This is a genomic window from Burkholderia arboris (genome assembly GCF_038723655.1).
GTDB classification, from domain to species: domain Bacteria; phylum Pseudomonadota; class Gammaproteobacteria; order Burkholderiales; family Burkholderiaceae; genus Burkholderia; species Burkholderia arboris.
Genome location: NZ_CP109821.1, coordinates 1,941,111 through 1,953,718, shown reverse-complemented (window position 1 = coordinate 1,953,718; position 12,608 = coordinate 1,941,111). Strand labels below are relative to the sequence as shown.

Annotated in this window: 15 protein-coding genes; 7 read left to right on the top strand and 8 right to left on the bottom strand. The window is 68.2% G+C overall.

All coding sequences use genetic code 11. The annotated features are described in order from the left end of the window. The first annotated feature begins 111 nt into the window (after positions 1–111). The 5 genes from OHZ10_RS09205 (at position 112) to OHZ10_RS09185 (ending at position 4,945) form a co-directional block, all read left to right on the top strand. A complete protein-coding gene (locus tag OHZ10_RS09205; protein ID WP_059234103.1) occupies positions 112–1,392 on the top strand; it encodes an MFS transporter in 1,281 nt (426 codons plus the stop codon). A 4-nt stretch (positions 1,393–1,396) separates the two neighbouring features. After that, positions 1,397–2,362 (top strand): D-glycerate dehydrogenase, encoded by a 966-nt coding sequence (locus tag OHZ10_RS09200; protein WP_342702177.1) that lies wholly within the window; start codon positions 1,397–1,399, stop codon positions 2,360–2,362. Between the two features lie 321 nt (positions 2,363–2,683). Continuing rightward, positions 2,684–3,727: a LacI family DNA-binding transcriptional regulator gene (locus OHZ10_RS09195; RefSeq protein WP_059234104.1), complete on the top strand. Its 1,044-nt coding sequence runs from the start codon at positions 2,684–2,686 to the stop codon at positions 3,725–3,727. Positions 3,728–3,781: 54 nt separating this feature from the next. After that, a complete protein-coding gene (locus OHZ10_RS09190; RefSeq protein WP_059234105.1) occupies positions 3,782–4,570 on the top strand; it encodes a YhfC family intramembrane metalloprotease in 789 nt (262 codons plus the stop codon). 12 nt (positions 4,571–4,582) lie between these two features. Beyond that, positions 4,583–4,945, top strand: coding sequence for a DUF3022 domain-containing protein (locus OHZ10_RS09185; protein ID WP_059234106.1), 363 nt, complete (start codon positions 4,583–4,585; stop codon positions 4,943–4,945). Between the two features lie 33 nt (positions 4,946–4,978). On the opposite strand, the gene OHZ10_RS09180 is transcribed toward OHZ10_RS09185, so the two are convergent. Both OHZ10_RS09180 and OHZ10_RS09175 read right to left on the bottom strand, forming a co-directional pair. Beyond that, a complete protein-coding gene (locus OHZ10_RS09180) occupies positions 4,979–5,410 on the bottom strand; it encodes a PGDYG domain-containing protein (RefSeq protein WP_059234107.1) in 432 nt (143 codons plus the stop codon). 132 nt (positions 5,411–5,542) lie between these two features. Beyond that, positions 5,543–6,094 (bottom strand): Spy/CpxP family protein refolding chaperone, encoded by a 552-nt coding sequence (locus OHZ10_RS09175; RefSeq protein WP_059234108.1) that lies wholly within the window; start codon positions 6,092–6,094, stop codon positions 5,543–5,545. A gap of 255 nt (positions 6,095–6,349) precedes the next feature. On the opposite strand from OHZ10_RS09175, the gene OHZ10_RS09170 reads away from it, so the two are divergent. Then, positions 6,350–6,814 (top strand): Lrp/AsnC family transcriptional regulator, encoded by a 465-nt coding sequence (locus tag OHZ10_RS09170; RefSeq protein ID WP_006481526.1) that lies wholly within the window; start codon positions 6,350–6,352, stop codon positions 6,812–6,814. A 22-nt stretch (positions 6,815–6,836) separates the two neighbouring features. Here OHZ10_RS09170 and OHZ10_RS09165 read toward each other — a convergent pair whose 3' ends face one another. The 4 genes from OHZ10_RS09165 to OHZ10_RS09150 form a co-directional block, all read right to left on the bottom strand. Next, positions 6,837–8,234 (bottom strand): HAMP domain-containing sensor histidine kinase, encoded by a 1,398-nt coding sequence (locus tag OHZ10_RS09165; protein WP_342702156.1) that lies wholly within the window; start codon positions 8,232–8,234, stop codon positions 6,837–6,839. Further along, positions 8,210–8,875, bottom strand: a complete 666-nt coding sequence (locus tag OHZ10_RS09160; RefSeq protein ID WP_059234110.1) for a response regulator transcription factor — start codon at positions 8,873–8,875, stop codon at positions 8,210–8,212. The genes OHZ10_RS09165 and OHZ10_RS09160 overlap by 25 nt, the downstream gene beginning before the upstream one ends. Positions 8,876–8,967: 92 nt before the next feature. Next, complete coding sequence (locus OHZ10_RS09155; protein ID WP_340624140.1) at positions 8,968–9,408, bottom strand: hypothetical protein; 441 nt, start codon at positions 9,406–9,408, stop codon at positions 8,968–8,970. 38 nt (positions 9,409–9,446) lie between these two features. Next, positions 9,447–10,229, bottom strand: coding sequence for a hypothetical protein (locus OHZ10_RS09150; protein ID WP_059234112.1), 783 nt, complete (start codon positions 10,227–10,229; stop codon positions 9,447–9,449). Between the two features lie 248 nt (positions 10,230–10,477). Between OHZ10_RS09150 and OHZ10_RS09145 the strand changes: the two genes are divergently transcribed. Continuing rightward, complete coding sequence (locus OHZ10_RS09145) at positions 10,478–11,578, top strand: saccharopine dehydrogenase family protein (protein ID WP_059234113.1); 1,101 nt, start codon at positions 10,478–10,480, stop codon at positions 11,576–11,578. A 103-nt stretch (positions 11,579–11,681) separates the two neighbouring features. On the opposite strand, the gene OHZ10_RS09140 is transcribed toward OHZ10_RS09145, so the two are convergent. Both OHZ10_RS09140 and cydX read right to left on the bottom strand, forming a co-directional pair. Then, a complete protein-coding gene (locus tag OHZ10_RS09140) occupies positions 11,682–12,299 on the bottom strand; it encodes an AAA family ATPase (RefSeq protein WP_059234114.1) in 618 nt (205 codons plus the stop codon). After that, positions 12,296–12,442 (bottom strand): cytochrome bd-I oxidase subunit CydX, encoded by a 147-nt coding sequence (cydX, locus tag OHZ10_RS09135; protein WP_174991526.1) that lies wholly within the window; start codon positions 12,440–12,442, stop codon positions 12,296–12,298. Before cydX ends, OHZ10_RS09140 begins: the two co-directional genes overlap by 4 nt. Positions 12,443–12,608: the final 166 nt, after the last annotated feature.

Below are 12,608 nucleotides of genomic sequence, written 5' to 3'. Positions count from 1 at the left end.
TGTTCGAGGCCGGGCCGGCGCCAAAGCGTCATCTCCGGTCGACACCCCTAAAGGATGGGACCGGAGCGGGCGCCAGCGCGCCGATGCCGGTCGACATACGGAGACACGCTCATGGCAGCCAATCTCGCAGCCCGACGCTGGTGGACGATCATGCCGATCGTTTTCATCACGTACAGCCTCGCTTACCTCGACCGCGCGAACTACGGGTTCGCGGCGGCGGCCGGCATCAACCAGGACCTCGGCATCAGCAAGGGCCTGTCGTCGCTGATCGGCGCGCTGTTCTTCCTCGGTTACTTCTTCTTCCAGATCCCCGGCGCGATCTACGCGGAACGCCGCAGCGTGAAGAAGCTCGTGTTCGTCAGCCTGATCCTGTGGGGCGGCTGCGCGGCGCTCACGGGCGTGGTCAGCAACATCCCGTCGCTGATGGCAATCCGCTTCGTGCTCGGCATCGTCGAGGCGGCCGTGATGCCGGCGATGCTGATCTACATCAGCAACTGGTTCACGAAGAACGAGCGCTCGCGCGCGAACACGTTCCTGATCCTCGGCAACCCGGTCACCGTGCTGTGGATGTCGATCGTGTCGGGCTATCTCGTGCATGAATTCGGCTGGCGCCACATGTTCATCGCCGAAGGCGTGCCGGCCGTCATCTGGGCCGTGTGCTGGTGGTTCCTCGTGCAGGACAAGCCGGCCGACTCGCCGTGGCTCACCGCGCAGGAAAAGCGCGACCTCGACGCCGCGCTCGCGGCCGAGCAGGCAGCGATCAAGCCGGTGCGCAACTATGGCGAAGCGTTCCGCTCGCCGGCCGTGATCAAGCTGTGCGCGCAGTATTTCTGCTGGAGCATCGGCGTGTACGGCTTCGTGCTGTGGCTGCCGTCGATCGTCAAGAACGGTTCCGACCTCGGGATGGTCGCGACCGGCTGGCTGTCCGCGCTGCCGTATCTCGCGGCGACGATCGCGATGCTCGCCGCATCGTGGGCGTCCGACAAGGTCGGCTCGCGCCGCGGTTTCGTGTGGCCGTTCCTGCTGATCGGCGCGGGCGCGTTCGCCGCATCGTACGCGCTCGGCTCGTCGCATTTCTGGATCTCGTATGCGCTGCTGGTCGTCGCGGGCGCCGCGATGTATGCGCCGTACGGCCCGTTCTTCGCGATCGTGCCGGAACTGCTGCCGAAGAACGTCGCCGGCGGCGCAATGGCGCTGATCAACAGCATGGGCGCGCTCGGCTCGTTCGTCGGTTCGTACTTCGTCGGCTACCTGAACGGTGCGACCGGGTCGCCCGTCGCGTCGTATGCGTTCATGAGCGCCGCGCTCGTCGCCGCGGTGATCCTCACGCTGTCCGTCAAACCCCAGGCGCGCGATGCGCATCCGCTCGCTGCGCCGCTGCAAGGAAAATGAAACGATGAAGCCCCGTATCGTCGCGTACAAGCCGCTGCCCGATGACGTTCTCGCGTATCTGCGCGAGCATGCGGATGTCGTGCAGGCCGATGGCGCCGACGCACTTGCCGCTGCACTCGGCGACGCGGACGGCGCGATCGGCGCGAGCCTGAAGGTCACGCCGCAGATGCTCGACCGCGCACCGCGGCTGAAGGCGTGGTCGACGATCTCGGTCGGCTACGACAACTTCGACGTCGCCGATCTCACGCGGCGCGGCATCGTGCTCGCGCATACACCGGACGTGCTGACCGAGTCGACCGCCGATACGGTGTTTTCGCTGATCCTGGCGTCCGCGCGGCGCGTGGTCGAACTGGCCGAGTGGGTGAAGGCCGGGAACTGGCATCGCAGCATCGGCCCCGACCTGTACGGCACCGACGTGCAGGGCAAGACGCTCGGCATCGTCGGGCTCGGGCGGATCGGCGGCGCGGTCGCGCGCCGTGCCGCGCTCGGCTTCCGGATGCAGGTGCTGTACGCGAACCGCTCCGCGCATGCGGAAGCCGAGACGCAGTACGGCGCACGGCGCGTGACGCTCGACGAACTGCTCGCGCAATCCGATTTCGTGTGCCTGCAGGTGCCGCTGTCGCCGCAGACGCACCACCTGATCGGCGCGCCCGAATTCGAGAAGATGAAGCGCAACGCGATCCTGATCAACGCATCGCGCGGGCCGGTCGTCGACGAAGCCGCGCTGGTCGACGCGTTGCGTGCGGGCAGGATCCGCGGCGCGGGACTCGACGTGTTCGAGAAGGAACCGCTGCCGGCGGATTCGCCGCTGCTGCAGATGAAGAACGTCGTCGCACTGCCGCATATCGGCTCGGCGACGCACGAGACGCGCCACGCGATGGCGCGCTGCGCCGCGGAAAACCTGGTCGGCGCGCTGGCCGGCAGGTTGCGCACGAATCTCGTCAATCCGGACGCGCTGGCGCACGCCTGAGCGGCCCCCGGCATCCGGCCGGCGCGGTTAGAGTCGATGATCTTGGTGCGGGAGGGCTGGCTGCGTTATGATCGCCCGCTCTCGTCGCATTGACGGCCCGGCTACACTGCCGGTGGCGTCGGGCGGCGGGGATCCGCGCCAGGTCCGGGCGGCCGACTGCCGATGCACGCGACTGGCGGGCGCTGATCGACCGCGAAGCACGGGACCAGCGCAGGCGCAGAAGCGCTCAGACAGGGGAGTCCGCCGGATGGCTTACGTTTCCAACAACAAAGGTCCGTCTGCTCACGAAGCGGCGCGGATCGTACGTCGCGAGGCACGACAGTGACCGATTCGCAACCTTCCACGACGCGTCCGGCGACGATCAGCGACGTCGCGCGCGAGGCCGGCACGGGCAAGACCAGTGTTTCGCGCTACCTGAACGGCGAGACGCATGTGCTGTCCATCGATCTGCGCCAGCGCATCGAGGCGGCGATCGCACGGCTCAACTACCGGCCGAACCAGATGGCGCGCGGGCTCAAGCGCGGCCGCAACCGGCTGCTCGGCATGCTCGCAGCCGACCTGACCAATCCTTACACCGTCGAAGTGCTGCAGGGCGTCGAGGCCGCGTGCCATGCGCTCGGATACATGCCGCTCATCTGCCACGCGGCGAACGAGGTCGAGATGGAGCGCCGCTTCCTGCAGCTGCTCACGACCTACCGTGTCGAAGGGCTGATCGTCAACGCGCTCGGCGCCGAGGAAGACGTGCTGCGCCCGCTGCGCGGTGCGGGGATCCCGGCCGTGCTCGTCGACCGGACGGTCGAGGGCTTCGAGGCCGACCTGATCGGGCTCGACAACGCCGACGCGATCGAGATGGCGCTCGAGCACCTGATCGAACACGGGTTCGACGCGATCCATTTCGTCGTGCAGCCGTTCGAGCGCATCAGCTCGCGGCGCGTACGCGAGGCCGCGTTCCGCGCGGCGCTGGATGCGCGCGGGCTGCCGGTGCCGCCGACGGTCGTGCTCGACCTGAACGAACCCGATGCGGCGGCCGCCGCGCTTGCCGACATCGACACCCGCATCGACGATGCGGCGCGACGTGGCGTACGTGCGGCGCTGTTCGCCGCGAATGCGCCGGTCGCGCTCTCGATCGCACGCCACTTGCGCGCGCGTTTCGGCGCCGCCTGGCAGCAGAAGGCAGCGCTGTTGTCGATCGACGATCCGGAGTGGGCCGAGCTGATCGGTATCACGACGATCCGTCAGCCGACCTACGAAATCGGCTACAAGGCCGTCGAATTCGTGCACGAGCGGATCGACGGCGCGGCGGGCGACGTGCGCGTCGCGATGCTGCCCGGCGAACTGTGTGCGCGCGCGTCGACCGCAAGCTGAGTATCATTCGGGGCACGCAGCGCGTCAGGTGCGCTGCCCCGAACAAGGAAATACATGACTGTCGCTCCCGTCACGCTGGCGCTGCTGATTGCCGCCACGCTGATCATCGCGCTGCTGCCGCTCGTCCTCTACCGCATCCTGCGCAAGCCGCTTGCGCTCAACCGCCGCGACACGATCGTCGGCGTCGCCGTCTTCACGCTGTTCGCGATGATCGCCGAGCGCGCGTTCCACGGGCTCGTGCTGAGTCACACGCCGGAGGACGGCTGGCTGACGCAGCCGCTCGCGTTCGTCGCGTACGGCGCGCTCGCCACCGCCGTGTTCGAGGAAATCGGCCGCTATCTCGGGATGCGCTTCCTGAACCGCCGCTATGGCGAATCGGCTGGCGACGGTCGCGGGATCGGCTACGGGATCGGTCACGCCGGGGCCGAGGCGTGGTTCGTCGGCGTGCTCGTGTGGGGGCAGTGGTCGTATCTCGCATGGCTCGCGAGCCGTGGCCAGCTCGAGACGCAGCTGTCCGACCTGCCGGTCGACACCGTGGTGCGGCTGCACATGATGCTCGCGACGCTGTCGGCACAGTCGATCCTGCTGTTGCTGCTCGAACGCTGCGCGGCGTTCGCGGTGCAGCTCGCGCTGTCGGTGCTGGTCTGGCGCGGCGTGCGCGCCGGCCGGATGGCCGTGTTGCCGCTTGCGATCGTGCTGCATGCGCTCGCGGCGACGCCGACGCTGCTGTACCAGGTGCGCGTGCTGCCGGCCGCGTGGGTCGAGGCCGCGTATTTCGTGCTGGCCGCGGTCCTGGCCGTCGTGCTGGTGAAGACGTGCCGGCCGTCGCGTGCGGCGGCCTGACGGGGGAGCGGAATGGACGACTATCTGATCGAATGCCAGAGCGCGGAATTCGACGCGCTCGCGCGCGTGATCTGCGATCTCTTTCCGGAGCAGACACGCTTCGCCGAAATCAGCGATGCGCGCGGGCGCTGCCTGTCCGTACACTGGCTCGCGATGCGTTTCGGCGCGACGCCGAAGCGGATGACGCTCGCGATCCGCATCGTGCCGGCGGCATTCGCGCGCTATCTTGCGCTCAAGCCGATGCAGCGCGCGCGCAGTCACGCGGTGCTGCATGCGTATACGGAAGCGATGCTCGGGTCGCTCGAGGAGCGGCACGCGGCCGGCGAGGCCGTCGAACGAGACGCGGAACTCGAACTCGACGAAGACTTTGCGTGAGGACGGGCGCCGGCAGCGTGCCGGCGCGGCCGATTACGCGTTGCGGTAGACCTGCGCGAAGCGCTGCGCCTGCACGACGCCGTAGTCGCCAGGCGCGTACTGCATGACCCAGTCGCCGGCGACGCCGCGCAGCGTGTCGCCGTTTTCCGAGCGGGCGATCGTAAACGGTTCGTCCATCCGGCGGGCCAGCACGACGGCCGGCCGGTTCCGGTAGGCGCCCGGCGCGCCGTGGGCGAGCGCCGGATCGGCGGGCAGGTATTTGGCGTCGAAGCGCGCGCGCGACACGACCCAACGGTCGCCGGTCGAGCCGGTGATCAAGGCGTCGCCCGCCACATAGCGGTTCGGGCCTTCGAGGCTCATCAGTTCGCCGTCGGCCTCCGCGAAGGAAACAGCGACGGTTTCGTCCTTGACGACGCGACGGGCCTGCGGATCGGTGCGCAGATCGAGTTGCTTGAGTTCGAGCATGGCGGGGAAGGGCGGGAAAGCGGGAAAGCCGGGAGCTTATCCCGAATTCGGCGCGCCGTGTGGCGCGCCGATCGCCGGCAGAGGCGCGGCGCCGTCAGGCCCGGGCGGGCCACGGCGCCGGCGGGGAGGGCGTCAGGGTTGCGCGGGTGCGCTCGCGGCCGGCGCGGCGGCCGCCTTGCCTTCCTTGCCCTTCGCCTTGCCCTTGCCGCGGTGCTCGCCGCCGTGGTGCAGCCAGCTGCGGAACGTCGTGTCGGCCAGCGCCTTCTGCTCGGCCGGAAAGCTCTCGTAGAGCGGTGCGAAGGCGTCGGCGAGCTTCTTCGCGCCGTCGGCGTTCGCCTGCGACAGTTCCGCATACTGCTTCATGTCGTCGAGCGCGGAGACGTCGTGCTTGGCCATCCGTTCGCTGTAGAGGCGGCCCATCGTTTCGCCGTTGTCGCGCATCGTATCGGCGAACGTCTTCCATTGCGGTTCCTGCGCCGACGTGATCTTCAACTGGTCGTGCAGGTACTTGATGCGCTGCTCGATACGCGCTTCGTGGCGTGCCGCGCGCTGCTCGGCGCTCGGGGCCGACGCCGCGGCCGTCGTGGCCGGGGCCTGGGCGGGCGCTTGCGGCTGGGCCGGGGTTTGCGCGAACGCGCTGGCTGCAACGGCGAGCGTAGCGAGGGTGAGCGAGATTTTCTTCATGGTTGGCTCTCCGGGGTGGTGTCGTGCGAGCGGGCGCGGCGGCCATTGCCGCAAGCACGCATCTCGCGTCGCACGCTATTAGTAGCACGTTGCGTGCAGCGCAGCAGTGAATGCGACACTTGCTTACATCCGATACGAATCGAAATTGAAAGGTTCGGACCGGATTCCGGCGATGCCGTTTGGGCGTGCCGGTGTTCGGCGCTATCATCGCGTCACCTTCCACTCGGCCGGCGCATCGCGCATCGGCACAGCCTCATGCGTCCACCCCGCCTCGACCAACTCGACGATCTCGACCGGCAACTCGTCGCGCTGCTGCAAGCCGATGCGCGCGCCAGCGTCGCGGATCTTGCGCGCCAGCTCGACGTCGCGCGCACGACGGTCGTTGCGCGCATCGCGCGGCTCGAACGCACCAACGTGATCGCGGGGTACAGCGTCCGGCTCGGGCAGGACGTGCTCGACGCGAGCATTTACGCGTACGTCGGCATCATCCTCACGCCGAAGTTCGGCAAGGACGTATTGCGCAAGCTGGACCGGATGCCGGAAGTGCAGCTGCTGTGCGCGGTGAGCGGCGAGTACGACTACGTCGCGTGGCTGCGCGCCGATTCGCCCGAACGGCTCAACGACCTGCTCGACCAGATCGGCACGCTCGAAGGCGTCGAGCGCACGACGACGTCGATCATCCTGTCGCGCAAGATCGATCGCGGGACGATCGGCGGCTGACGCTTGGTGCGCGCGTAGCGGGTCAATCGGTTGTCGGCCCCGTCGCGGGGCTGCGCTGCGCTGCGTTTGACGGGCGCACGAGCGGAATCCGCACCGACACGCGCAACCCGAGCGAGGCCCGCTCGTCCGCATACGCGAGCGTGACGTCGGCGCCCATCCGGTCCGCGAGGATCTTCACGATCGACAGGCCGAGCCCCGAACCGATCTGCACGTTGCCGGGCACGCGATAGAACGGATCGAACACGCGCTCGCGTTCCTGCGGGGCGATGCCCGGCCCGCTATCGACGACCGACACGCAGGCATGCGTGTCCGTGGCTTGCGTCCACAGGTCCACGCGACCGCCGGCCGGTGTGTAGCGGATCGCGTTGTCGACCAGATTCATGACCAGCGACGCGAGTTCGAGCTCGTCGACGGGCACGCAGGTATCCGGACCGTCCTCGACGCCGATGTCGATCGCTTTCGCCTCGGCGAGCGGCATCAGGTCTTCCAGCACACGGCGATAGACCGCATGTACCGACACGGCGCCGGGCGCGGCGGCCGGCGCGCTTTGCGCACGTGCGAGCGCGAGGAGCTGCCCGATCAGGTGGCGGCTGCGGTCGAGCCCGCCGCGCAGGGCGGCGAGCCGTGCACGCGCATCGTCCGGCAGGTCGGTGCCGGCCAGGCGCTCGGCCTGCAGCGACATCGCGGTGAGCGGCGAGCGTAGCTCGTGTGCGGCATCGGCGACGAAGCGGCGCTGTGCGTCGACCGATTGTGCGACGCGCGCAAGCATCCGGTTGATCGCGACGACGAAAGGCCGCACCTCGACCGGCACGTGCTCGGCCGGCACCGGGCGCAGGTCGTGTTCGTCGCGCGCGTCGATCCCGGCCGACAGCATGGCGACCGGACGGAACAGCTTGCGCACGAGATCGGCGACGAGCAGCAGCAGGATCGGCACGAGGATCAGCAGCGGCAGCGCGGTGCGCCACGCGCTCTCGCGCGCGACGTCGTCGCGCATGCCGGCCTCCTGCGCGACTGCGATGCGCTCGCCGTTCGCGAACGTACGGACCATCACGCGATAGGCGCTGCCGCCGGCATCGACCGTGTGCAGCCCGTCGGCGAGCGTCGGCGGCAGCGCGAGCGTCGGCCCGCCGTCGGTGCGCGGTTGCGGATCGCCGCCGAGCGGCTGCACGATCACGCGCGACAGCTCGTCGCTTTCTCGCGCGGGGCCGGTGTCTGCTGCACGCGGCGCAGGCGCACGCTGGCGATCGAGCAGCGTCGCGACTTCGCGCAGCACGTCGTCCTGCAATTCGTGCGCTTCGTCGAATGCCGATGAAAACGCGAACGCGGCCGCGACCGTGGCGACGACGAGGATCGCGGCCGACAGCGCGACCGACAGGCGAAACCCGATCGATTCGTTCAGGCGTTTCTTGAAACCATCCATCCCGCCCCCCTGACGTTCTTGATCACGGTGCTGCCGAGCTTGCGGCGCAACGAATGGATCAGGAATTCGACCGCGTTGCTTTCGACTTCCTCTCCCCAGCCGTACAGGCGATCCTCGAGCTCGCGCCGCGACAGGATCGCGCCGGGGCGTACCAGCAGCGCACGCAACAGCGAGAACTCGCGGTTCGACAGTGCAACCGGCGCATGCCCGTCGACGGTCGCTTCGCGCGTCGCGGGGTCGAGCGACACGATTCCGTTGCTCAGCAGCGGCGCGGCCGAGCCGGCCCGGCGCCGGATCGCGACGCGAATCCGCGCGAGCAGCTCGGCCATGTCGAACGGTTTCACGATGTAATCGTCGGCGCCGCCGTCGAGGCCGCGCAGACGATCGTCGAGCCCGTCGCGCGCGGTGACGATGAGCAGTGGCGTGCCGGCGTCCTTCGCGCGGATGCCGGCCAGCACGTCGAGCCCGTCGCGGCCGGGCAGGCCGAGGTCGAGCAGGACCAGGTCGTAGGGCTGCGCGGCGAACGCGGTCAGCGCGCGCCCGCCGTCGGTGACCCAGTCGGTGGCGTACGACGCGTCCTTCAGCGCGGCATGGACTGCCTCGCCGATCATCGGGTCGTCCTCGACCAGCAGTATTCGCATGCGTGTTCTCCGTGCCGCGGGATCGCCGCCAGCGTATGCGATTCCCGGGCGCGCGTCACGTGCGGCGCGCCCGGCGCATCGCCGGTCTGCGCTTACTGGCTGCCGAATCGGTCGAATGCCGCGAGCAGGTTCTTCATCGCGGCGGCCGAATCGGCCTGGGTCGGATGGTCGGCGCGCAGCGCGGCGAGCGCCCGGTCGATCTCCTGGTCGACCATGTGCCAGTCGGCGGCCGCGCGCGGCTTGAGGCCGGCCTCGGCCGAATCCCACGCGATCTCCAGATCCTTGATGCGCGTTTTCGCGCCGGGCAGGTCGTCCTTGCCGACGAGCGTGTTCACGTCGGCGGCGATCGTGCGGAACTGCGACAGGTCGCCGAGTTTCGATGCGCGGGGCGCCGCGGACGACGAGGCGGCCGTCGAAGGCGCCGAGGTCGATGCGTTCGCATCCTGCTGTTTCGAGCAGCCGGCGGCGGCGCCGAGCACGGCAATCGCTGCCGCGGCCATGACGAGACGGGAAACGGAATTCGGAATGGGCATGGGATGTCCTCGATGCGATGAACGGAAGGAAAAGGGCGTCATTCGGCGGCGCCGGCGCGCGTCTGCGCGCTGCTGCCGAATTGCGCGACGGCGACGAGCAGCACGATCACGGTCAGGAACAACAGGCTCGTCCACGCGGCGCCGAAGCCGAGCCCGCCATAGGCGCGGGCCTGCGTGAGCAAATCGCCGAGCGACGCGCCGAACGGGCGCGTCAGGATGTACGCGATCCAGAACGCCAGCACCGCGTTGAAGCCGAACCGCCACATCGCGAACACGGCCGCGATCGACGCGCCGAAGGCCAGTGCGCCGAGCGTGAAGCCGAGCCCGAGCGCCTCGGTCGCGAGATCGCCGGCGGCGGTGCCCAGCGCGAACGTGCAGAGGATCGCAGCCCAGTAGAACAGCTCGCGCCGCGGCGTGACGATCGTGTCGATCGACAGCGTGCCTTCGACGCGATGCCATACGAAGAAGATCGCGGCGAGCGCGACGGCAAACGCGGCGGTGCTCGCATACAGGCTGACGTTCAGGCCGTCGGTGAGCAGGTCGGTGATCTGCGTGCCGACGATGCTGACCAGCACCACCGTGAGCCAGTAGATCCACGGCACGTAGCGGCGCGTGCGCAACTGCAGCCACAGCGCGATCGCGAGCAGCGACGCCATCGCGACGCGCGTGACGGTCTGGCCGAGGCCCGCGTTGACCGCGAGAAAGTCCGCGCCGGTTTCGCCGACCGTGGTCGACATGATCTTGATGATCCAGAACGACAGCGCGACGTCGGGCACCTTGTTCAGCCAGTGCGACGCGCGATGGACGGGCAGGGATTGCATGCGATGCCTCCTTGGAAATCGGGTGATCGGCATGCAGTCTGAATCGCGAAACTTAGGCCAGCCATAGCGGGCCGGCCGCGGGTGAAAACACGTCGTTTCGACGTTTCGACGAAATATGTCGTCGTTACGTCGAAATTATCGGTCGTTTCGCATCATTCTTCGTCTTGGAACTGATTTTGCGCGTCTCTAAACTGTGTTCATGGCTCAACGCCGTTCACAACACCAACCCATCATCAGGAGATAAGCGCATGAAAATCGCCATCGTCGGCGCAGGTCTGATCGGCCACACCATTGCTCACATGCTGCGTGAAACGGGCGACTACGAAGTCGTCGCGTTCGACCGCGATGCGGATGCGCTCGCGAAGCTGTCGCGCGAAGGCATTGCGACGCAACGAGTCGATTCGGCCGACGCGAATGCGATTCGCGAAGCAGTGAAGGGCTTCGATGCGCTCGTCAATGCGCTGCCTTACTACCTCGCGGTTAATGTCGCCGCCGCTGCGAAGGCTGCCGGCGTGCATTACTTCGACCTGACCGAAGACGTGCGTGCGACGCACGCGATCCGCGAACTGGCCGACGGCTCCGATCGCGCGTTCATGCCGCAGTGCGGCCTCGCGCCGGGCTTCATCGGCCTCGCCGCGCACGAACTCGTGAACGGCTTCACCGAAGTGCGCGACGTGAAGATGCGCGTCGGCGCGCTGCCCGAGTACCCGACCAACGCGCTGAAGTACAACCTGACGTGGAGCGTCGACGGCCTGATCAACGAATACTGCCAGCCGTGCGAAGCGATCCGCGACGGCCGCAAGCAGTGGGTGCAGCCGCTCGAAGGCCTCGAGCACTTCTCGCTCGACGGCACCGAATACGAAGCGTTCAACACGTCGGGCGGCCTCGGCACCCTGTGCGAGACGCTGTCGGGCAAGGTCGAGACGCTCGACTACAAGTCGGTGCGCTACCCGGGCCACCGCGACCTCGTCCAGTTCCTGCTGGAAGACCTGCGTCTGTCGACCGACCGCGACACGCTGAAGTCGATCATGCGCCGCGCGGTGCCGTCGACCAAGCAGGACGTCGTGCTCGTGTTCATCACGGTGACGGGCGTGAAGGACGGCCAGCTGGTGCAGGACGTGTTCACGCGCAAGATTTTCGCGAAGGACGTGTGCGGGATGCACATGAGCGCGATCCAGATCACGACGGCCGGCGCGATGTGCGCGGTGCTGGATCTGTTCCGCGAGAAGAAGCTGCCGCAGAGCGGTTTCATCCCGCAGGAAAAGGTGTCGCTGAAGGCGTTCCTGTCGAACCGCTTCGGCAAGCTGTACGAAGGCGGCACGATGGAGCGCGTGCACGCGGTCGCCTGACCATTCGCCAGCCTCGGGCACGAGGGCCGTACGACGCCGGGAGCGCAGCAGCGCTTCCGGCGTTGTTTTTTGGGGGAAGCGGGAAGGGCGCCGGGCGGCGCGCTCAGGCCGGTAGCGGCGGGACCATCGTCGCGGGTTGCGCAGGCGGCGCGATGCGGCACAGCAGCGCATCGACGTCCGCGTCGGATGGTGCCGTGTTGTCGAACATCACGATGCCGTCGCATTCGTGGCCGGTCGGCACGAAGCGGCGCTGCCGGTATTCGTCCCAGTGCGCGAGCTTGTACGCATCGTTCGGATTGCCGCGCGCGACGATCCGCTGGTGCGCGACGTCTTCCGACGTGTGGACCCAGACGACCGTCAGCGTGACATCGGGCGCGATGCCGAGCCACGTGCGATCGAGGATGCGCCGGTCGCGCACTTCGCGCGACAGCGGGCCGACGACGATCGCGCCGATGCCGAGCGCGAGATTTTCACGGGCCGTGTCGAGCAGGCCGTGGTATTCGGGATCGCGCAGGTGTTTCAGGTAGAGCGGGCTGTCGCGATCGTTCGGGTCTTCCGTGAGCGCGCCCATCGCGGCCGAACTGTAGCGGCCGTATAGCGTGTCCTTGTCGAGCAGGCAGAGCGCTTCGCCCGTTGCACGCATGAGCGGCCCGATGAGCCGCTTCGCGAGCGTGGTCTTGCCGGTGCCGGCGTGACCGCAGAAGAACACCAGATGCGTCACGAATGCGTGCTCCCCGACCCCTGGCTCGACGCGCCATTGCGCTTGTCGCCGCGCGAGAACACTTCCGCTTCGAGCCACATCGCGTTGATGATGCCGAAGCCGAGTGCCACGCCGATGCCGAGTATCCACGAGAAATACCACATAGGTCTGTCTCCTTGACGGTTGGGCCGCATGGCCGTTGCGCGTCGCACTACGCGGGTCCGGCGGGCCTGTCGAAGTACCCCGGTGTGCGTGCTGCGGCGCACGCAGCCCGATCATGACCAATATCGGCGTGCCGTGCAAGCCGGGCCGTCCGCGCAGCAAACCGGT

Bases quoted from the DNA above. Each gene is read 5' to 3' on its own strand.
- OHZ10_RS09205 (WP_059234103.1), top strand. From the start codon at position 112: ATGGCAGCCAATCTCGCAGCCCGACGCTGGTGGACGATCATGCCGATC.
- OHZ10_RS09200 (WP_342702177.1), top strand. From the start codon at position 1,397: ATGAAGCCCCGTATCGTCGCGTACAAGCCGCTGCCCGATGACGTTCTC.
- OHZ10_RS09190 (WP_059234105.1), top strand. From the start codon at position 3,782: ATGACTGTCGCTCCCGTCACGCTGGCGCTGCTGATTGCCGCCACGCTG.
- OHZ10_RS09185 (WP_059234106.1), top strand. From the start codon at position 4,583: ATGGACGACTATCTGATCGAATGCCAGAGCGCGGAATTCGACGCGCTC.
- OHZ10_RS09180 (WP_059234107.1), bottom strand. From the start codon at position 5,410: ATGCTCGAACTCAAGCAACTCGATCTGCGCACCGATCCGCAGGCCCGT.
- OHZ10_RS09175 (WP_059234108.1), bottom strand. From the start codon at position 6,094: ATGAAGAAAATCTCGCTCACCCTCGCTACGCTCGCCGTTGCAGCCAGC.
- OHZ10_RS09170 (WP_006481526.1), top strand. From the start codon at position 6,350: ATGCGTCCACCCCGCCTCGACCAACTCGACGATCTCGACCGGCAACTC.
- OHZ10_RS09165 (WP_342702156.1), bottom strand. From the start codon at position 8,234: ATGGATGGTTTCAAGAAACGCCTGAACGAATCGATCGGGTTTCGCCTG.
- OHZ10_RS09160 (WP_059234110.1), bottom strand. From the start codon at position 8,875: ATGCGAATACTGCTGGTCGAGGACGACCCGATGATCGGCGAGGCAGTC.
- OHZ10_RS09155 (WP_340624140.1), bottom strand. From the start codon at position 9,408: ATGCCCATTCCGAATTCCGTTTCCCGTCTCGTCATGGCCGCGGCAGCG.
- OHZ10_RS09150 (WP_059234112.1), bottom strand. From the start codon at position 10,229: ATGCAATCCCTGCCCGTCCATCGCGCGTCGCACTGGCTGAACAAGGTG.
- OHZ10_RS09145 (WP_059234113.1), top strand. From the start codon at position 10,478: ATGAAAATCGCCATCGTCGGCGCAGGTCTGATCGGCCACACCATTGCT.
- cydX (WP_174991526.1), bottom strand. From the start codon at position 12,442: ATGTGGTATTTCTCGTGGATACTCGGCATCGGCGTGGCACTCGGCTTC.